Source organism: Pseudoalteromonas sp. H71 (assembly GCF_001468485.1).
Lineage (GTDB): Bacteria > Pseudomonadota > Gammaproteobacteria > Enterobacterales > Alteromonadaceae > Pseudoalteromonas.
On record NZ_LODI01000007.1, the window covers coordinates 54,339 to 75,359 of the forward strand.

The 21,021-nt window shown below is 39.4% G+C and carries 18 protein-coding genes and 1 pseudogene; 12 read left to right on the forward strand and 7 right to left on the reverse strand.

Features of this window, described 5'->3' with window-relative positions:
- Nucleotides 1-27: 27 nt before the first annotated feature.
- Both ATS71_RS05715 and ATS71_RS05720 read left to right on the forward strand, forming a co-directional pair.
- Nucleotides 28-414 (forward strand): hypothetical protein, encoded by a 387-nt coding sequence (locus tag ATS71_RS05715; protein WP_058403939.1) that lies wholly within the window; start codon nt 28-30, stop codon nt 412-414.
- Between the two features lie 69 nt (nt 415-483).
- Nucleotides 484-1,104, forward strand: coding sequence for an FKBP-type peptidyl-prolyl cis-trans isomerase (locus ATS71_RS05720; protein WP_058403940.1), 621 nt, complete (start codon nt 484-486; stop codon nt 1,102-1,104).
- A gap of 214 nt (nt 1,105-1,318) precedes the next feature.
- Here ATS71_RS05720 and ATS71_RS05725 read toward each other — a convergent pair whose 3' ends face one another.
- On the reverse strand, nt 1,319-3,709 hold the full coding sequence (locus tag ATS71_RS05725) for a TonB-dependent receptor (RefSeq protein WP_058403941.1): 2,391 nt from the start codon (nt 3,707-3,709) through the stop codon (nt 1,319-1,321).
- A gap of 140 nt (nt 3,710-3,849) precedes the next feature.
- Nucleotides 3,850-4,236, reverse strand: a complete 387-nt coding sequence (locus ATS71_RS05730) for a YkgJ family cysteine cluster protein (RefSeq protein ID WP_058403942.1) — start codon at nt 4,234-4,236, stop codon at nt 3,850-3,852.
- Between the two features lie 353 nt (nt 4,237-4,589).
- Here ATS71_RS05730 and ATS71_RS05735 point away from each other — a divergent pair, with 353 nt between their 5' ends.
- Both ATS71_RS05735 and ATS71_RS05740 read left to right on the forward strand, forming a co-directional pair.
- On the forward strand, nt 4,590-5,018 hold the full coding sequence (locus tag ATS71_RS05735) for a hypothetical protein (protein WP_058403943.1): 429 nt from the start codon (nt 4,590-4,592) through the stop codon (nt 5,016-5,018).
- Nucleotides 5,019-5,087: 69 nt separating this feature from the next.
- Nucleotides 5,088-5,687 (forward strand): annotated as a pseudogene (locus ATS71_RS05740) (DUF1287 domain-containing protein).
- A 27-nt stretch (nt 5,688-5,714) separates the two neighbouring features.
- Here the strand turns inward: ATS71_RS05740 and yfaE are convergent.
- The 5 genes from yfaE to ubiG all read right to left on the reverse strand — a co-directional run bounded on the left by yfaE (nt 5,715) and on the right by ubiG (nt 11,268).
- Nucleotides 5,715-5,987, reverse strand: a complete 273-nt coding sequence (gene yfaE / locus ATS71_RS05745; protein ID WP_058403944.1) for a class I ribonucleotide reductase maintenance protein YfaE — start codon at nt 5,985-5,987, stop codon at nt 5,715-5,717.
- The gene (gene nrdB / locus ATS71_RS05750) at nt 5,987-7,117 is read right to left on the reverse strand and encodes a class Ia ribonucleoside-diphosphate reductase subunit beta (RefSeq protein ID WP_006794448.1); all 1,131 of its coding nucleotides are present in this window, start codon (nt 7,115-7,117) and stop codon (nt 5,987-5,989) included. Before nrdB ends, yfaE begins: the two co-directional genes overlap by 1 nt.
- A gap of 65 nt (nt 7,118-7,182) precedes the next feature.
- A complete protein-coding gene (gene nrdA, locus ATS71_RS05755) occupies nt 7,183-9,465 on the reverse strand; it encodes a class 1a ribonucleoside-diphosphate reductase subunit alpha (RefSeq protein ID WP_058403945.1) in 2,283 nt (760 codons plus the stop codon).
- Between the two features lie 412 nt (nt 9,466-9,877).
- Nucleotides 9,878-10,558 (reverse strand): HAD family hydrolase, encoded by a 681-nt coding sequence (locus ATS71_RS05760; RefSeq protein ID WP_058403946.1) that lies wholly within the window; start codon nt 10,556-10,558, stop codon nt 9,878-9,880.
- Nucleotides 10,558-11,268, reverse strand: coding sequence for a bifunctional 2-polyprenyl-6-hydroxyphenol methylase/3-demethylubiquinol 3-O-methyltransferase UbiG (gene ubiG, locus ATS71_RS05765; protein WP_058403947.1), 711 nt, complete (start codon nt 11,266-11,268; stop codon nt 10,558-10,560). Before ubiG ends, ATS71_RS05760 begins: the two co-directional genes overlap by 1 nt.
- 177 nt (nt 11,269-11,445) lie before the next feature.
- Here ubiG and gyrA point away from each other — a divergent pair, with 177 nt between their 5' ends.
- The 8 genes from gyrA to lapB all read left to right on the forward strand — a co-directional run bounded on the left by gyrA (nt 11,446) and on the right by lapB (nt 20,998).
- Nucleotides 11,446-14,145, forward strand: coding sequence for a DNA topoisomerase (ATP-hydrolyzing) subunit A (gyrA, locus tag ATS71_RS05770; RefSeq protein ID WP_058403948.1), 2,700 nt, complete (start codon nt 11,446-11,448; stop codon nt 14,143-14,145).
- Nucleotides 14,146-14,262: 117 nt separating this feature from the next.
- Entirely contained in the window at nt 14,263-15,345 is a 1,083-nt protein-coding gene (serC, locus tag ATS71_RS05775; protein WP_058403949.1) for a 3-phosphoserine/phosphohydroxythreonine transaminase, read from the forward strand.
- Nucleotides 15,345-16,622 carry a 3-phosphoshikimate 1-carboxyvinyltransferase gene (gene aroA / locus ATS71_RS05780; RefSeq protein WP_058403950.1) on the forward strand — a complete coding sequence of 426 codons (1,278 nt, stop codon included), beginning with the start codon at nt 15,345-15,347 and terminating at the stop codon, nt 16,620-16,622. Before serC ends, aroA begins: the two co-directional genes overlap by 1 nt.
- 106 nt (nt 16,623-16,728) lie before the next feature.
- Entirely contained in the window at nt 16,729-17,439 is a 711-nt protein-coding gene (gene cmk / locus ATS71_RS05785; protein ID WP_058403951.1) for a (d)CMP kinase, read from the forward strand.
- A gap of 95 nt (nt 17,440-17,534) precedes the next feature.
- Nucleotides 17,535-19,202: a 30S ribosomal protein S1 gene (gene rpsA, locus ATS71_RS05790; protein WP_006794164.1), complete on the forward strand. Its 1,668-nt coding sequence runs from the start codon at nt 17,535-17,537 to the stop codon at nt 19,200-19,202.
- Between the two features lie 66 nt (nt 19,203-19,268).
- Nucleotides 19,269-19,556, forward strand: coding sequence for an integration host factor subunit beta (ihfB, locus tag ATS71_RS05795; protein WP_006794165.1), 288 nt, complete (start codon nt 19,269-19,271; stop codon nt 19,554-19,556).
- A gap of 21 nt (nt 19,557-19,577) precedes the next feature.
- The gene (locus ATS71_RS05800; protein WP_058403952.1) at nt 19,578-19,859 is read left to right on the forward strand and encodes a lipopolysaccharide assembly protein LapA domain-containing protein; all 282 of its coding nucleotides are present in this window, start codon (nt 19,578-19,580) and stop codon (nt 19,857-19,859) included.
- Nucleotides 19,860-19,861: 2 nt separating this feature from the next.
- Entirely contained in the window at nt 19,862-20,998 is a 1,137-nt protein-coding gene (gene lapB, locus ATS71_RS05805) for a lipopolysaccharide assembly protein LapB (protein WP_058403953.1), read from the forward strand.
- Nucleotides 20,999-21,021: the final 23 nt, after the last annotated feature.

The following is a 21,021-nucleotide window of genomic DNA, read 5'->3' on the forward strand; positions in this document are numbered from 1 at the left end:
CGGTTTTTTGCTATCTGGGGTTTAGTAATGACAAACAAAGCAAATTTACCTTTAAGTGCACAGCTGTTAAAACATATTTTATTGTGGACTGTATTCGGTTATTGCTATCAAAGCGGTTTGAGTGTGCTAATAAAAATGGCAGCCGATGCGCAACCCGAGCACCCACTAATAACAGCGTTCGTATATGGTGTTGGATTTAATATTTTAGTTGCTCATTTAATTACTAAATACGATACAAAATGGCCTGTTATTGCATCAATTTTTATTGGTGTAGTAGGGCTTATTGCGGTGCCAATTATCCTTGGGGGCACCTCTAGTTTATTAACTTCTCCATTGCTTGTAGGATTTTTATGCAGTTTGGTCCTTAGTTGCTTTATTGTTGGCCTATTAAAGGTAAAACTCGATAAAAACTAGGACCAAACAGGCTTGATTTTGTGATAGCATATCCATGTCTTTTAACTAACAAAACGTGAAAAACACATTATGTCAGATAATTTTACTACAGATGCTGAAAAAGCAAGTTACGGTATTGGCTTACAAATGGGTGAGCAACTTAAGTCTAATCCTTTTGAAGGCTTAAACCTAAATTCAGTGTTTGAAGGCATGAAAGATGCGTACGCTGGTGGCGCTTTTCAAGTTGAGATCCCTGAGATCCAAGCTGCATTTGAAAAAATTAACGAAGAGATCCAAGCTCGTCGTGAAGAAGAATCAAAAGTACTTTCTGCTGAAGGCATTGCTTTCTTAGAAGAAAATGCTAAACGTCCAGAAATCACTGTTACTGAGTCTGGCCTTCAATATGAAGTACTAGCAACGGGTGAAGGCGAAAAGCCAACTGCAGAGTCTACAGTTCGTGTTGATTACCACGGTACTCTTATTAACGGTACTGTTTTTGACAGCTCTTACGAGCGTGGTCAACCAGCTGAGTTCCCAGTTGGTGGCGTGATCAAAGGTTGGACTGAGGCATTACAAATGATGCCAGTAGGTACTAAATGGCGTATATACGTTCCTCATGAGCTTGCTTATGGTGAGCGCGGCGCAGGTGCAGCAATCGCACCTTTCTCAACGCTTGTATTTGACGTTGAGTTACACGAAATAATTTCTTAATAGTATTCTATTAAGTTATTTAAAACCGCGCTTATAAATAGCGCGGTTTTTTTGTATCTGTTTTAATTATGTTCAGGTAATGCGTAATGGTAATTTTTAAAACGATTAGCTTTTCACCTTAATTACAACGCGATTTATATAAAAAAACCGCATTCACAAATGCGGTTTTAAAAGGGAGTTATTAATCAAATAGGCTGAACATAACGTTTAGTGATTAAAAGTAGCCACGAACACCCAAGCGAATATTTCTACCTGGAAGAGGGGCTTTATCTTTGATAAATGAGGTATGAACAAACCCTAGTTCATCAGTTAGGTTATCAACATTTATATAAAGTTGAGCATCAACAGGACCTAAACCTAATTGGTAGTTAGCTTGAGCATCAAATAAAGTATAACCATCTGTTTGGCTTTCAAACGCAGTGATGTCATTCTGGTCGAAGTAATGAGTGCCGGTTAGCGTTAGTTGTAAGTTACCTAAATCATACTGTAACTCAGAGCCTAATTTGTTTGCTGGTAAACGCGGAAGGTTACCTTCATCGTTTTTAAGTTTAGCGCGAGTAGAGTCACCAAATACTTTAACCATGGCGTTTGGTGTCATCTGGTAGTGAGCATCAAACTCTATACCGTAAAGCTCAGCGTCTTTACTTCTAAACTGATAAACGGCTACTGCATCGTCATGTGCACCAACTGCTGATTCTAAACCGTCTTCTTCATCGAAAACTAAGCCTGTATTTTCTTGAAAATAGAAATTTTTAATATCGTTGTAGAAAAAGTTCACGGTGTAACCAAAAGCACCGCTAAAACGTCTAAAGCTAATGTCTAAGTTTGTTGAGGTTTCTTGTTTAATGTTCTCAGGCTCGAAATGCGCTTCATTATCCTCAATATGGTAACCTAAGCCCAGTTCATAAGTACCCGTTGCAATGTGTAAGCCATTAGATAATAACTCTGCAGAAAGTGGGGCTCGCTCTGAGTGAGAAATACTTGTAGCAATACTATGTCCAGGTTTGTACTGCCAAATTGCACCAGCAGATAGACTTACATTGGTAAAGCTTTTGCTATAAGCAATAGATTCTTCATCGTGCTCTTCTTCTTCAACTTCCTCTTCATCATGGTCATGATGATGCTCAGCTGCTGAAATATTACTGTCAATTTTGTAATCTTCAATGCGGGCACCCAGTTCTACCGTTACATCACCAAATACGCGTTCTTCTAATAAATAAAGGGCATGTGAAGTTGTTATACTTGCTGGGGTAAATGCTTCATCACCAATTGCGTCGTAGTCAGAGTCGCTGTAATGATAGCCCAGCATACCATGCCAATCAGCAAATTTATGTTCTACGTTTAAACGCGCTTCGGTAGTTTCGTTAGTGAACGTTGTGCCAATTTCACCATCTTCAATTTCACTGTGTGAGTAATCGGTATAACCAACACGCAAGTTTATTGTTTCTATCCAGTTGTTGTGAAGCGCATAGCTCACCAACCCTTGCCAGCGGTCTTGCTCTAGCTGTGCAAAAACAACTTCTTCGCCTTCTTCTTCACCCTCATGTTCTGCATGTTCTTCTTCCGTTTCACCTTCGTGATCATGCTCATGGTGATGTTCATGTCCAGGTATTCCATAGTCGGTTTCTATACTACCGTAAGAAAATCCGACAGTAAGGTGCTCGCCAACGTAGCTTGTTCCAAAATTAAGTGTTTCACTGTCAATAAACGTGTTTTCTACTGAGTTTTCAGTTTCTACGTCGCCATCTTCGTCAGTTACTGTAAATGTAGGCGTTTCATAGTCATCGCCGCTGCGTTTAGTCCCATCAAAATGAAAGTTAAATCCGTCGTTCCCTGTTTCTAGTTTTGCGGCGACGGTATTTGAGTTAGAGACAGTGTCGTGGCTGTATTCAGCTGCACCTGTAAAGTCATCAATGTTGTTTGTAGGAATACGATTATCAACCACATTTACAACTCCCCCAATAGCACCTGAGCCGTATAATAGGGTACTTGGGCCACGTAATACTTCAATTTGCTCAGCAGATAAGCTGTCGCTTGACGTAGCGTGATCGGGCCCAATACGCGAAGCATCACTGGCATCTAATCCATTTTGGGTGATTTTTACACGAGGGCCATCTAAACCCCGAATAATAGGGCTTGAAGATACAGGGCCAAAGTAACTGGCATTTACACCAGGTAAGCCTTTTAGCGTTTCCCCAAGTGTTGGTTTTGATTTATTTCTTAACTCATCACCAGAGAGAACACTTACTGGCGAAATCATTTCAAGGCTGCTTTTATGCAGGGCCGACGCATAAACCACAACGGTTTCTACAGATGTTGGTAAGAGTGAAACAGTGACATTGTTTGATGATTCAGTCACCGTTATTCTTGAATCTATGTAGTTGTCTTTACTAATATGAAGTTGGCTGTCAGCATCAATGTCTATTGAAAATTCACCAAGTTCATTGCTTTTAACAGTTTGATTTTTTCCATGAACATGAACGGAGACATTTTTAATTGGGTTTTTTTTATCATCTAAGATTGTGCCAGTAACCGTAGCAGCTAACGCTGATTGCGTGCATAAAACAGAAAAAATTGCAGAAGAAATTAATGTTAACTTTGTCATGAGTAAATTATTTTGTGATTGCTTGTTGTGATATAATATAACAGTTCAAAATTAGCGGATCAACAATGTTATACTATAACTTATGATTTTGCGTTTAATTAACTATAATTAGTGTTAAGTCACTGAGGTAAAATTGTGATTCATCTACTATCAATCATTAATACATTGAGTTTGTCTTGGGCACGTTTTTGATTTTTTAAATCGCTGGGCTCTATCATTTCACATTCATCGCGAATCATTTCGGCTATAAGGTTAGGGTATTGGCGACAATCTTCAGGTCGATCTAAGTAAATATTGCATATGAACTTATCTTTAGCGTTTTTGTCTATTTTAGGCTCAATTGCTAAAAAAGGGCAGTCGCTTAATTTATTACCTGTGTCGGGATCAAACCAAATTTGATTACCTTGTACATATTGATAAATTTCAGGATTAAATAGTGCCCACATTTCTACTTCTTCTGTTGATACGTCGAGGTCACCACCACCATATTTGGTACAGCATTTGCCACATTGGTTACACGCTTTCATAGCCTATCTATCTTTATATTTTTTGATAGTTTTGAGTGTAACAGCCCATCTTCAAATTGTTTGAAATTATTATTTTTATTAATTTAAACATTTCATACTTATGGATGAGCAGTTGATAAATTTAATTCATGTGGTGTGCTTTAAAAATAAAAGTAATTAAAGTTATTTAAAAAGTGTGAATTTTTGTGACAGGATAGAATTTTATAAACCACTTATACTTTAGTTATTATTTCGCATTTAAATTGTTTGCTGCACACTTTAATGTTGTATGATCGTCCTAAAGGCATATTTAATTAGCCATTTAAATCTATATTTTGCTATTTTAAGCATAAATACATTGAGGGTGATACGTAATGATGAATACAAAAGTATACAAAGCGGTACACGATTTGGCTGAAGAGTTAATGAATGCGGCAAATAAAAATGATCGTAAACGCTTTGAGTTACTTTTTTCTAAACTTAAAGCGATTTGTGAAGAAAACGAAAATACATCTAAAGATCACCCTGTTCAGTGGGAAACACTTGCTGATTTTACAGAAGAGTTAGAAGACGCTATTACCACTTACGAAAAGGCATTAGCAAAATCCATTGCTATTAATAATAAAGACCATATGTCGTCGGTTGCATTTTCTATGGCGACATTACAATTAGAACTTGGCCAAAAAGAAGAGGCCATAAAAAATCTTCAAAGTGCAAAAGTTAGTGCAAATAAAATTGAAGATAAAGAACTTAAAGCCGAAATACATGATCTGTTAGAATCACTGGTTGAAGAAGAAGGCTAATTGAAAGCGCAATTTAATTTTTGTATATAGAATTAATGGCCATGAAGGTAGCGTCTTAAAAGGGGAATTATGTTCAAACACGGTTTATATTTATTTACATTTTTACCCTTTTTTACGCTTGCTAACTCTTTCAATCAGCAAATAACCGCAGCGCTGATTGAAAGGACCACACATAATATTACGTATGACGGCAGTTATCATTCAATAAAATATCCCGGTGGTGATGTACCAAGTAATATTGGTGTTTGTACCGATGTTATTATTCGCGCTTACCGTCAATTGGGTGTTGATTTACAACAAAGAGTACATGAAGATATGTGAGCAAATTTTGCTAGATATCCGTCTCAGCGAATTTGGGGTCTAAAAAAGCCGGATAAAAATATTGACCACTGGCGTGTACCAAACCTTCAAGCATTTTTTAAGCATAATGGCATAGAATTGGCCATTTCTAGCAACTCACGTGATTATAAAGTTGGCGATATAGTTACTTGGAAGCTGCCTGGTAACTTACCTCACATAGGTATGGTTGTTACAGAAGCTTCAAACAGCACCGAGAAACCTCAAATTGTACATAATATAGGGCGCGGGCCAGAACTAAGCGAAATGCTATTTGATTATAAAATTACTGGTCACTATCGTTTTACTAATAAACACTATAATGACCAGTAAGGAATGTTACTGCTATAAAGGTATTTATTATTTTAGATTAATACGTATATCGCCGTTGGGTTTACTACAGCATAAAAGTATTTCACCATCGCGAACAAATGCGAGTGGTTCTTCGTTATATTGAACATTACCAGACACTAAGGTTGCTCGGCAAGCACCGCAGTAGCCTTCACGACATTGATAAGCAACATCTATTTTTTGAGATTCTAAGCAGTGTAAAAGAGAGGGGCAGCCAGGGCTATATTCAATGCGCTGGCTGTTTTCTGCAAGTGTTACACTTGCAGTCGTTTCATTGCTCATTATAAATCAAAGTCACCAAATTCAGCTGCATCAACTTGTGAGTCTATTTGACCTACAAGGTATGAACTGATTTCAGCTTCTTGTGGCGCAACTTGAACATTATCAGATACTAGCCATGAATTAATCCATGGAATAGGGTTACTGTTGTTTTCGAATTGAGCCGGTAAGCCAATAGCAGTCATACGTGCATTAGTAATGTATTCAACATACTGACATAAAATATGCTTGTTTAAACCAATCATAGACCCATCTTTGAATAGGTATTCTGCCCATTCTTTTTCTTGCTCAGCAGCCTGTACAAACATTTTAATCGCTTCGTCGCGACATTGGGCTGCAACAATTGCCATTTCCGGGTCGTCTTTACCATCTTGCATGATATTTAAAATATGCTGTGTGCCAGAAAGGTGAAGTGCCTCATCACGTGCAATTAGCTTGATAATTTTAGCATTACCTTCCATCAGTTCACGCTCAGCAAATGCAAACGAACACGCAAAGCTGACATAAAAACGAATTGCCTCAAGAATGTTTACCGACATCATCGCGAGGTAAAGTTTCTTTTTAAGTTCGAATAAATTAACAACCACTGTTTTACCATTAATTTCGTGCTTGCCTTCACCGTAAAGATTGTAAAGTGAAACAGAGTTAATTAAGTCATCGTAGTAAGTTGTTACTGCATCGGCACGTTCGCTAATTTTATCGTTACTAACTATGTCATCAAAAATAAGTTCTGGTGATTGTGTTACGTTACGAATAATGTGGGTGTATGAACGGCTGTGAATTGTTTCACTAAATGCCCACGTTTCTATCCACGTTTCTAGCTCTGGAATAGACACAATAGGAAGCAAGGCAACGTTAGGAGAGCGGCCTTGTACACTATCGAGTAATGTTTGGTATTTTAAATTACTTAAAAATATGTGTTTTTCATGCTCTGGTAGCGCCTGAAAATCTAAACGGTCTTTACTCACATCGACTTCTTCTGGTCGCCAAAAGAAAGACAATTGCTTTTCTATTAACTTCTCAAAAATAGGATATTTTTGTTGATCGTAACGCGATACGTTAACGGTCTGGCCAAAAAACATTGGCTCTTGCATTTGGTTATTATGATTACGACTAAAAGTAGTATAAGACATGTTTATCACTCAAAAAACTATCAGAACAAAGCGGGCTGTATGCCCGCTTAAGATAAAATTAACGACTATATTTTACACGCGCCGCCTGCACAGTCGTCATCTTCCACTTCTGGAGTGTCGTCTTGTGCATCAGATGCGCCATCACGGGTATTATGGTAATACAAAGTTTTGACACCCAATTTGTAGGCGCTAAGTAAGTCTTTTAATAAGACTTTCATAGGTACTTTACCGCCTTCAAATTTATTTGGATCATAATTTGTGTTTGCAGAAATAGTTTGGTCTACAAATTTTTGCATGATACCCACAAGCTGTAGGTAACCATCATTAGAAGGAATGTCCCAAAGTAACTCGTAGTTGTCTTTTAAACGTTCGTACTCAGGTACAACTTGTTTTAAAATACCATCTTTGCTTGCTTTAACACTAATGTGACCACGTGGCGGCTCAATACCATTTGTCGCGTTTGAGATTTGCGATGACGTTTCTGATGGCATTAATGCACTGAGTGTAGAATTACGCATACCGTGTTCTTGTATGCTTTTACGCAATGCATCCCAATCAAGGTGCAGTGGCTCATCACAAATTTTATCTAAGTCTGTTTTATAGGTATCTGTTGGCATAATACCTTGAGAATACGTTGTTTCGTTAAACTTAGGGCATGCACCACGTTCTTTTGCAAGTTCGTTTGACGCTTTCATCAAGTAGTACTGAATCGCTTCGAATGTTTTGTGTGTTAGTGCATTTGCACTGCCGTCTGAATAACGCTTACCATTTTTGGCTAAGTAGTAGGCGTAGTTAATTACGCCTATTCCTAACGTACGGCGTCCCATCGTTGCATTTTTAGCAGCAGGTACCGGGTAGTCTTGGAAATCGAGTAAATTATCGAGTGCACGCACTGCTAATTCAGCAAGTTCTTCTAGTTCATCTAGTGACTCAAGCGCACCAAGGTTAAATGCAGACAGTGTACATAATGCAATTTCGCCTTCTTCATCGTTAACGTTGTTAAGGGGTTTTGTCGGTAAAGCAATTTCTAAACATAAGTTAGACTGACGTATTGGCGCTACTTTCGCTATAAACGGACTGTGTGTATTACAGTGATCAACGTTTTGTAAGTATATTCGGCCAGTACTTGCACGCTCTTGTGCGAACACAGAGAACAATTCAATTGCTTTAATACGCTTTTTACGAATAGAGTCGTCTTGTTCGTATTTAACGTATAACGCATCAAATTCGTCTTGGTCTTCAAAAAACGCATCGTAAAGACCCGGTACGTCTGATGGGCTAAATAACGTGATGTAATCGTCTTTAATTAAACGAGAATACATTAGTTTATTAAACTGTACGCCATAATCTAAGTGACGAACACGGTTGTCATCAACACCACGGTTATTTTTAAGAACTAAAAGGTTTTCTACTTCTAAGTGCCATAGCGGATAGAATAAAGTTGCTGCGCCACCACGTACGCCACCTTGCGAACAACTTTTAACAGCTGTTTGAAAGTGCTTGTAAAAAGGGATACAGCCAGTGTGGTACGCTTCGCCGTTACGAATATGGCTTCCTAATGCGCGAATGCGACCCGCATTAATACCTATACCAGCACGTTGAGAAACGTATTTTACTATAGCCGATGACGTAGCATTGATTGAATCTAGGCTATCGCCACATTCAATAAGCACACATGAGCTAAACTGGCGAGTTGGCGTGCGTACACCTGCCATGATTGGCGTAGGTAATGAAATTTTAAATAAAGATACCGCGTCGTAAAAACGCTTTATATATGAAACACGTGTTTCTCGTGGGTAATCTGCAAATAAGCTTGCAGCGACTAAAATATATAAAAACTGCGCACTTTCATAAATTTCGCCCGTTACACGGTTTTGAACTAGGTATTTACCTTCTAGTTGTTTAACTGCAGCGTAGCTAAAATTTAGATCACGAGAATGGTCTAGGTATTCGTCTAATTCATCAAATTCTTGTTCTGTGTAGTCAGCGAGTAAATGTGCGTCGTAGCGCTTATCGCCAACCATTTTTGCTACATGGTCAAATAAACGCGGAGGCTCAAATTTACCATATGCTTTTTTGCGTAAGTGGAATACAGCTAAACGTGCAGCAAGGTATTGGTAATCAGGTGATTCTTTAGAAATCTGATCGGCAGCCGCTTTGATAATCGTTTCGTGAATATCTTTAGTACGAATACCATCGTAAAATTGAATATGTGACTTTAATTCAACCTGGGAAACCGAAACGTTATTTAAACCTTCGGCGGCCCATTCTATAACGCGATGGATCTTATCAAGATCAAGAGGCTCTTTGCGCCCGTCACGTTTGCTTACAGATAACTGTTGGTTCATAGCTTTGCCTGTATTCCTTGGGGATAATGTATTTTTGACCAATGTTGTACGTCTCAAAAAGAGAAGTAGTGCTCATTTTTTATAAGTTTTACCAAATCAGGTAAATTTAATTGAATAACATTTGGCCACAATATCTGGTGTTGTTCAATTTAGAGATCACAAGATAGTGTGGTCTGAGTTGATTTGCAAGGGGCATAATTGCCCCTATTTGTGGATAACGTTGGGATAACGTAATTGTGTTAGTAGGCATTAACCTTTTATCATTCATTTGAGTTGAAATTTTTAAAAATCAACTCAGGATCGACTAAATTTACACATTTTGAAAATAAATTTCGCCTGCTTTTTTTATCATCAAGCTTTGTGTATAAAGTGTCACAATCACAACATATAGTGTTTATATCTATAATTGGCACTATATATGGTTAAATGCGTCAATAGGGCTATACCAGTTAAAATCAGCTTTCCAAGTCAATGCTTCTGACTCACTTGGAATGTAACCCCACAAAGCAGTCGCTGTGGGCATACCTGCTGCTTTACCTGCCTGAATATCACGCTCAGCATCACCTATGTATAAACAGCGAGCTGGTATCACGTCCATGAGTTTAGCGCAATGAAGTAAAGGCATCGGAGAGGGTTTAGCTTCTTCAAGGGTGTCTCCGCTAATTATAACCGAAGCATTTTTTAAAGCGGGGATCGCAGCGACTAGCGGCTCGGTTAAAAAACCGGGCTTGTTTGTCATGATCCCCCATTTGATCTTTTTGTGATCAAGTGCAATGAGTAGTGGTTCAATACCGGCAAAACAGTGGGTATGCTTTGCAATGTTTTGTGCATAGTTATCGACCAGTTGCTTTATCAATTGTGATTGTGCAAGAGAGGGCCATAACTCTTTAAAGCCAGCTTCTAATAATGCTGCTGCACCATTAGACGCTGCTGGACGATATACCTCACTGGTTACTTCAGTAGTTTCATTTGCACGCAGTACACTATTAAGAGCAGCGCCTAAATCGTCAGCTGTGTCGAGTAACGTCCCGTCTAAATCAAACAAAAATGCATCATATTGATAAAGTGCTGAAGGTAACTGTCCGCTTTTCATTACACCAACTTCTCAAAATGAAGAATATAGTTAACACTAACATCACTATTGAGTGTGTACTGTTTAGAAAAGGGGTTATACGAGAGCCCTGAGCTTGCACGTACTTTTAAGCCCGCTTCTTCGGCCCATGAAATTAGTTGTGCAGGTTTTATAAACTTATTATGGTCGTGTGTTCCATCAGGAACCATTTTCAATAGTTTTTCAGCACCTACAATGGCAAACAAGTAGGCCTTAGGAGTTTTGTTAAGGGTAGAAAAAAAAACGTCAGCACCGGGTTTTGCAAGTTTAGCAACCGCTTGAATAATCGAAGCAGGGTCGGGGACGTGTTCGAGCATTTCCATACAGGTAACGACATCAAAGCGCTCAGGGTGCTCATCAGCAAATTGTTCAGCAGGTACTTTTATATATTCAACGGGTACATTTGTTTCTAAGCTGTGCAACTTGGCGACAGTTAAAGGCTCTTGCCCCATATCAATGCCTGTTACTTTGGCTCCCATACGTGCCATGCTTTGGCTTAAAATACCGCCACCGCAGCCCACATCGAGTGTTTCTTTGTCAAATAAGCCTTGAGCTTTATTTGCAATAAAATCTAGGCGTAACGGGTTAATTTCGTGTAAGGGTTTAAACTCACCCTCTAAATCCCACCAACGCTCTGCGATGGCTTCAAACTTTGCTATTTCTGCGTGATCTACATTTTGATGTTCGGTCATAAAATACTTCCTCGTCAATCTGAGGCCATTATATAGGCCTAAATTGATAAATCGCAAAGTTTTGCGCCTGTAAATTAAAATTAATTGTGATAGCATGTCCGTTAGTAATAATAACAATACTCTTTAAAACCCAATACCGGGTTATTAAGAGCTGCTACTGAAGGAATGTGATATCAAATGACTGATCTCGCCAATGAAATTCTGCCAGTCAATATTGAAGACGAGTTAAAAAACTCCTACTTAGATTACGCAATGAGTGTAATTGTAGGACGTGCATTACCAGACGTACGTGATGGCTTAAAGCCAGTTCATCGTCGCGTTTTGTTTGCAATGAACGAGCTTAGTAATGATTGGAACAAGCCTTACAAAAAATCGGCACGTGTTGTCGGTGACGTAATCGGTAAATACCACCCACACGGCGATAGCGCAGTTTATGACACGATAGTTCGTATGGCACAGCCATTCTCACTTCGTTATATGCTTGTTGATGGCCAAGGTAACTTCGGTTCAGTTGATGGTGATTCAGCTGCAGCAATGCGTTATACCGAAGTACGTATGGCTAAAATGTCACACGAGTTATTAGCCGATCTTGAAAAAGAAACGGTTGATTTCGTACCTAATTACGATGGCACAGAACAAATTCCTGATGTTTTACCAACTAAAGTACCTAATTTACTAGTAAATGGTTCTTCTGGTATTGCGGTAGGTATGGCAACAAATATACCACCCCATAACTTAACTGAAGTTATTAATGGCTGTTTAGCTCTTATTGTTAATCCTGATTTAACCATTACTGAATTAATGGATTACATCCCAGGCCCCGATTTCCCTACAGCCGCAATTATTAACGGTAAAAAAGGGATTGAACAAGCGTATCAAACCGGCCGTGGTAAAGTGTACATGCGTGCACGCGCCGATATTGAAACGGATGAGAAAACAGGTCGTGAAACAATTATTGTTCATGAAATCCCTTATCAAGTTAACAAAGCTCGTTTGATTGAAAAAATCGCTGAGCTAGTTAAAGATAAAAAGATTGAAGGGATCAGCGCATTACGTGATGAATCAGATAAAGACGGTATGCGTATCGTTATTGAGATTAAACGTGGTGACGTAGGTGAAGTTATTTTAAATAACCTATATGCGCAAACACAATTACAAACAGTGTTTGGCATGAACATGGTTGCGCTTATTAATAATCAGCCTAAGTGTTTTAATTTAAAAGAAATGCTTGAAGAGTTTATTATTCACCGCCGTGAAGTAGTAACTCGTCGTACAGTATTCGATTTACGTAAAGCGCGTGACCGTGCTCATATGCTAGAAGGTCTAGCAATTGCACTCGCCAACATTGACCCAATTATTGAACTTATTCGTAAGTCTCCTACACCGGCAGAAGCTAAAATAGCGTTAACTGCTCGCTCGTGGGAACTCGGTAATGTGAAAGCCATGCTTGAAAAAGCAGGTGAAGCTAACGTTGCTCGCCCAGATTGGTTGGCTGATGATTTAGGTATACGCGACGGCCAGTACTTCATTTCTGAGCAACAAGCTCAAGCGATTCTTGATTTACGCTTACACAAGCTAACAGGCCTTGAGCACGAAAAAATCTTAAGTGAATACCAAACACTGCTTGATTTGATTGCTGAACTGTTACACATATTGGCAAGTCCAGAGCGCTTAATGGAAGTAATTCGCGATGAATTAGTTGAAATTAAGGCGCAATACGGTGATGAACGTCGTACTGAAATTAATGCAGCTGCGCATGACATTAGCCTTGAAGACCTGATTACTGAGGAAAATGTTGTAGTGACACTTTCTCACGAGGGGTATGTTAAGTATCAGGCATTGTCTGATTACGAAGCGCAACGTCGTGGCGGGAAAGGCAAGTCTGCAACGAAGATGAAAGACGAAGATTTCATCGAGCGTTTATTAGTTGCAAACACGCACGATACTATTTTGTGTTTCTCTACAGCAGGTCGCTTATATTGGTTAAAAGTGTATCAATTACCACTTGCAAGCCGTGCAGCCCGCGGTAAGCCAATTGTAAACTTGTTACCGTTAGAAGCTGACGAACGTATTACTGCTATATTGCCAGTACGTGAGTACGAAGAAGATAAATACATCTTTATGGCAACTGCTTTTGGTACCGTTAAGAAAACACCATTAACAGCCTACAGCCGTCAACGTGCTAGCGGTATTATTGCTGTTAACCTTAATGAAGGCGACAGCTTAATTGGTGTTGATATTACCGATGGTACGAACGAAATAATGTTGTTTACTGATGCGGGTAAGGTTGTTCGCTTTAAAGAAGCTGAAGAATCTGCTGTTGTAGATGAAAACGGTAACCCAGTACTTGACGAAGAAGGTAACCCTGAGATTCGTTTCAAAGGTGTTCGTCCAATGGGTAGAACGGCAACCGGTGTACGTGGGATTAAAATGACCGACGAACAACGTGTAGTATCGCTTATCGTACCAAAAACTGATGGTGCTATATTAACTGTAACTGAAAATGGTTATGGTAAACGAACTCAGCTTGAAGATTACCCATCTAAGAGTCGTGCAACACAGGGTGTTGTATCAATTAAGGTGAGTGAGCGTAATGGTGCTGTAGTAGGTGCTGTTCAAGTTGATGACAACGACGAAATAATGCTTATTTCAAACCGCGGAACGTTAGTGCGTACTCGTGTGAACGAAGTTTCAACGGTTGGTCGTAACACACAAGGTGTTATTTTGATCAGAACTATTGACGAAGAGCAAGTAGTTGGTTTACAACGTATAGAAGAAATTGAAGTTACAGAAAGTGACTTAATTAATACTGAAGACGTTGAAACAGTAGATACAGTTATAGATGAAGTCGTGGATGACACTCCTCCTTCAGAATAATTGAGATTGAAAAAGCGGCCTTGGCCGCTTTTTTTAATGTTGTTGAAAAAAATTAATACAGCGTGGATTTAATATTTTCATGTTGAGTATATAAATTACTGGAATGAGGCAAAGGTAATGAGTAAATATAATTTTTGTGCAGGGCCGGCTATGCTTCCGCAAGCGGTAATGCAAAAAGCACAAAAAGAATTCTTAGATTGGCAAGACATGGGCGTTTCTGTAATGGAAATTAGCCACCGCAGTAAAGAATTTCTAGCATTAACTGCAAAATGTGAAGCAAGCTTAAGACGCTTAATGAATATTAGTGATGAATTTGAAGTTCTATTTATGCATGGTGGTGGTCGAGGTCAATTTAGCGCAGTACCCCTTAATCTCCATCAAGCGGATAAAAAAGCGGTCTACTGTGAAAATGGAGTGTGGTCTAAAAGCGCTACAGACGAAGCTAATAAGTTTACTTCAACAATTAGTGTTGATGTACGCAACGATACAGATGGGCAATTTTCTATAAAAAACGTGGCTGACTGGGTGTTACCTGCAGATGCCTCATATATTCATTACTGTCCAAACGAAACCGTAGATGGCTTAGAAATTTTTGAGGTACCAAGTCATCCAACAGCTCCCATTGTTGCCGATATGTCTTCGACTATATTATCTCGTGAAATCGACGTTAATCAATTTGATTTAATTTACGCTGGTGCGCAAAAAAATATCGGTCCATCAGGTATCGCTATTGTTATTGTGCGCAAAACATTACTTGAGCGTGAAGGACTAGCAAAACCAGGTATTTTAGATTATGCCCTTGAAGCTAAACAGGGCAGTATGTTTAATACACCACCTACATTTGCATGGTACTTAGCTGCTGAGGTGTTTGAATGGTTAGAAGCACAAGGTGGTGTAAAGGCGATGGAAGCACACAACATCGCCAAAGCAGAACTTCTTTATAATTTTATTGATGAGTCTCCTTTTTATACCAATAAAGTAGCCAAGCATTGCCGCTCACGTATGAATGTACCATTTTGGCTTAATGATGAAAGCTTAAATGAAAAGTTTGTATCACAATCTAAAGAAGCTGGTTTATTGGCACTTGAAGGTCACAGAATAGTAGGTGGTATGCGTGCAAGTATTTATAATGCAATGCCACTTGAGGGCGTACAAGCGCTTGTTGATTTTATGGCAGCTTTTGCGAAGGAGAATAGCTAATGGAGCAACTTCGTTTAGAGCCTATATCCCGTGTTAATGGGACTGTGACATTGCCTGGGTCAAAAAGTTTATCTAATCGGATTTTACTACTGGCTGCTTTAGCGAACGGAACAACAGTTGTTGAGAACTTACTAGACAGTGATGATATTCGTCATATGTTGGGGGCCTTAGCACTTTTAGGTGTAACAGTTACACTTAATGATGACCGTACAGTTGCAACCGTGCACGGTGTCGGTGGAAAATTTAAAACACCTAATGAGCCATTGTTTTTAGGTAATGCGGGCACTGCATATCGCCCTTTAACAGCAGTGCTTGCGGCTGTAAGTGGTGAGTATGAATTAATTGGTGAAGCACGTATGGAAGAGCGCCCAATAGGGCATTTAGTAGACGCTCTTCAAGTGCTTGGCGGTGATATTACCTACACTAAGCACAAAGACTACCCGCCGCTGAAAATTGTTGGTGGACAAATTAATGGCGGTGAAGTTGAAATTGATGGCAGTATTTCAAGTCAATTTTTAACCGCTTTATTAATGGCTGCGCCTTTGTTCACGGGTGATACAAAAATTACAATTAAAGGCACTTTAGTTTCTAAGCCGTACATTGATATTACACTAGGCGTTATGGCGCGTTTTGGCATTATCGTTGAACATTCAGATTATTCAACATTTAAAGTCAAAGGCGGGCAGCAGTATCAATCACTTGAGCGTATTATGGTTGAAGGTGATGCTTCATCAGCTTCTTATTTTGTAGCCGCAGCAGCTATTGCTGGTGGTGAAATAGAAATTAAAGGTGTGGGCGCTAAATCAGTTCAAGGTGATATTGGCTTTGCAAAGGTGATGGAGCAAGTTGGTGCAAAAATCGATTGGTATGATGAGCGTTTAGTTGTTAGAAAAGGCGACTTAAAAGGGGTCGACATAGACGCCAATGCTATACCTGATGCTGCCATGACACTCGCCACTGTTGCACTGTTTGCTAAAGGTCCAACAGCTATTCGTAATATTTATAATTGGCGTGTAAAGGAGACTGATCGACTTTACGCCATGAGCACAGAGCTACGTAAAGTAGGTGCAGAAGTTGTTGAGGGTGAAGATTTTATTGAAATAACTCCCCCATCAACATTTAATGATGTCGCCATTGATACTTACGACGATCACCGTATTGCTATGTGTTTTGCAATGGTTGCAGTAGGCGGAAAGCCTATAACAATCAATGACCCTAAGTGTACCTATAAAACATTTCCTACGTTTTTCAATGTATTAGCATCGGTTAGTGAATAGGCTTTTTATAACTATTTATAAAAAGTTACACACTAATAGCAGATATATTTTAATAACTGGCGTATAATGCCGCGGATTATTTAGGTGTGCATTGCAGGAGGTTTAAATGCAGGCGTTATTAATGCCCGTGATCACCGTTGATGGCCCAAGTGGTTCTGGTAAAGGAACTGTTTGTCGTTTGTTAGCCGATAAGTTGGGTTGGGATGTATTGGATAGTGGTGCAATTTACCGCGTTTTGTCCCTTGCAGCACTTCACCATCAAATCGCACTAGACAACGAAGAGGCACTTGTACCGCTGGCTGCAAATTTAGATGTGCAGTTTTTGGTGGATAGCCAGACTAATGCTGGAAAAGTTATTTTAGAGGGAGAGGATGTTACGACCACTATTCGTAATGAAGAAGTGGGCGCAGCTGCATCAAAGGTAGCTGCACTTCCTCGCGTTCGTGAAGCGCTATTGCGCCGTCAACGCGCTTTTAGAACCGAAAATGGTTTAATAGCAGACGGCCGTGATATGGGAACTGTTGTGTTCCCAGATGCGCCATTAAAGATCTATTTAACAGCGAGCGCACAAGAGCGTGCTCGTAGACGCTTTGTTGAGTTGAATGAGCGTGGGCTTGATGTTACACTAAGTGGTCTATTAGAGGACATTCAAGCTCGTGATGACCGTGATATGAATCGCGCCGTTGCGCCGCTTGTTCCTGCAGAAGATGCAATTGAACTCGATACTAGCGAGCTAAATGCACAGCAAGTATTTGATAAGGTTATGACTTTATTGGATGCAGCTTTTTCTGAGGGAAAACTTCCTAAACGAAGTTAAACACATTTTATGCACCAGCAGGATGCCAGTGCTATTTTAACAACCCCATGCAGCATGGTTGCTTATTGGTATTAATATATGAGACGTATATTCGTATGTCAGAAAATTTTGCGCAGTTATTTGAAGAAAGCTTAAAGGGTTTTGAAGCAGAGCAAGGCTCTATCGTCAAAGGTACAGTAATCTCAATCGAGAACAACATTGTACTTGTAGATGCTGGTCTTAAATCAGAAAGTGCTATCCCTGCAGAGCAGTTCAAAAATGCTGCTGGTGAACTAGAAGTTGCTGTTGGCGACGAAGTAGATGTTGCACTAGATGCAATCGAAGACGGTTTCGGTGAAACTATCCTTTCTCGTGAGAAAGCGAAGCGTCACGAAGCGTGGATCCGTCTTGAGAAAGCATGTGAAGAGCAAGAGACTGTTACTGGTGTTATCAACGGTAAAGTTAAAGGCGGTTTCACTGTTGAAGTTGATTCAATCCGTGCTTTCCTACCTGGTTCACTTGTTGATGTTCGTCCAGTACGTGACACAACTCACCTTGAAGGCAAAGAGCTTGAATTTAAAGTAATCAAGCTTGACCAAAAACGTAACAACGTTGTTGTTTCACGTCGTGCAGTTATCGAATCAGAAAACTCACAAGAACGTGAAGAGCTTCTTGCTAACCTTGTTGAAGGCCAAGAAGTTAAAGGTATCGTTAAAAACCTTACTGACTACGGTGCATTCGTTGACCTTGGTGGTGTTGATGGTCTACTACATATCACTGACATGGCGTGGAAGCGTGTTAAGCACCCTTCAGAAATTGTTAATGTTGGCGACGAAATCGCAGTTAAAGTTCTTAAATTCGACAAAGATAAAACTCGTGTATCTCTAGGTCTTAAACAACTTGGTGAAGATCCATGGGCAGCTATCGCTGGTCGTTACCCAGAAGGTTCTAAACTTTCTGGTCGTGTAACTAACCTTACTGACTACGGTTGCTTCGTAGAAATCGAAGAAGGCGTTGAAGGTCTAGTACACGTTTCTGAAATGGATTGGACTAACAAGAACATCCATCCTTCAAAAGTTGTTTCACTAGGTGATACAGTTGAAGTTATGGTTCTTGAAATCGACGAAGAACGTCGTCGTATTTCTCTAGGTCTTAAGCAATGTATTGCTAATCCTTGGCAGGAATTTGCTCGTCTACAAAACAAAGGCGATCAAGTTACTGGTAAGATCAAATCAATCACTGACTTCGGTATCTTTATCGGTCTTGACGGTGGTATTGACGGTCTTGTACACCTTTCAGACATTTCTTGGAATACACCTGGCGAAGAAGCTGTGCGTGAATTCAAGAAAGGCGACGAAATCACTGCTATCGTATTGCAAGTTGACCCAGAGCGTGAACGTATCTCTCTAGGTGTTAAACAAATCGAAGCTGACCCATTCAATAACTACCTTGATGCAAACAAAAAAGGTGCTATTGTTAAAGGTAAAGTGACTGAAGTTGATGCGAAAGGCGCAACTGTTGAACTTATCGAAGGCGTTGAAGGTTACATTCGTGTAGCTGATATTGCTCAAGAGCGCGTTGAAGATGCAACTACTGTTGTTTCTGTTGGCGACGAAGTTGAAGTTAAATATGTTGGTGTTGATCGTAAGAACCGCACTTTAAGCTTATCTGTTAAAGCTCTTTTCGAAGCTGAAGAGAAAGAAGTACTAGAGAAGCTTAAGAAAGAAGAGCCAGTGTTTGAAAACGCAATGGCAGCTGCTTTCGCAAATGCACAAAAAGACTAATTTATAATTAGTTTTTAGTTGGGAGGGCAATTATTGCCCTTCCTATATCTTTTTTAAGGAAACGCTATGACTAAGTCAGAACTGATAGAAACACTTGCGGAACAACATGCACACGTTCCAGTGAAAGATGTTGAAAATGCTGTAAAAGAAATTCTTGAACAAATGGCCGGCTCATTATCTTCTTCAGATCGAATTGAGATAAGAGGGTTTGGTAGTTTCTCTTTGCATTTCCGCGCTCCTCGCACAGGTCGCAATCCTAAGACTGGCGATACTGTAGAGTTAGATGGAAAGCACGTACCTCATTTTAAACCAGGTAAAGAATTACGTGACCGCGTAAATGCGAGCATTGCCTAGTTAATATAACGGAGTAGTTACTTGTTCAAGGTATTGAAAATTATTCTGGTTGCACTATGCCTAATTAGTGCCTTTGTATTAGGATCACAAAATCCACAGTTAGTACAAGTAAATTATATTATAGCCAGTAATACATTACCATTAGCTGTAATAATAAGTATCTGCTTTTTGTTAGGTGTTTTAATAGGTTTTTTTATAAGCTTCAAGTTGTTTTCTCAGTTGAAGTGGCAAAACTACCGGTTAAAAAAGCAATTGTCACCTGAAAAAAATAAAAATAAGCCTGACGCTAATAAAGACACCTAATTATGATTGAGCTTTTGTTTTTATTACTACCTGTCGCAGCTGGTTATGGCTGGGTTATGGGAAAAAACAGCGCTAAGAATCATGCCCATCAACTAAATAGACAAATTACGTCTGAATACAGTAAAGGTTTAAAGTTTTTATTAGACCGTGAAGAAGATCAAGGCTTAGAACATTTAATAAACCTACTTGAAGTTGCCGCTGATTCGGTTGAACACTATTCCACTCTTGCCACAATGTTTCGTCGTCGAGGCGAACTAGATCGTGCAATAAAAATACATGAACTCCTCTTAAAACACCCTAGCTTAAGTGAGCAGCAAGCTGCAACCAGCCGTTTAGAACTCGCTGAAGATTACATTATGGCTGGCTTACTAGATGGCGCAGAAGAACATTTGGTTTGGCTAGTCAAAGCAGGGCACGTAGAAGCTCTCGATCCTATTATTACTTTGTATTCGCAAACTCGTGAATGGGATAAAGGCATTAATATGTTTGAATCTCATAGCGAATTATTTTCTAAAGAGCAGCAATTTAAAGCCATAGCGAATTTTTATTGTGAAGCTGCGCTTAGTGATAATAATCCTCAAATTATGCGTAAAACGATTAGTTTAAATTATAAAGCAGTTAGGCCCTTGTACGAGCTAGGTGTCATCGCTTTTTCCAAAGAGGATTACGTTAAAGCTATTTACTACTGGCGTGAACTAATCTGTCAGTTTACGTTGTTTGCGCCGTTATTTATTGATGAGCTAGCGCATAGTTATAAACAACTTAACTTAACGCATCAATTTCATGAACTAGTAAGCGATTTACTAGACAAAGGTGGTGTTCTAATAAAAATAAAACATTGCCAAGCGCTCCTAGAGCAAGGACACACTAAGCAAGCTTTTGATTTTTTAACTGATAGTTTAAAAAGGCAACCTACAATCAGAGGTTTTAGTTTTTTACTGCAGCTTATGGGTGACCAAAATAAAAATACAAAAGAAGTGCTCAATGAAATTGACAAACTTGTTACGTCATATATAGCGACTAAGCCAGACTTTCAATGCCAGCATTGTGGCTTCACAAGTTATACAATCTATTGGAATTGCCCCTCTTGTAAACATTGGGAAACCATTGTCCCAAGCAGAGGTTTAGACGGATTTTAATAACCCCTAAATACTTAATTATT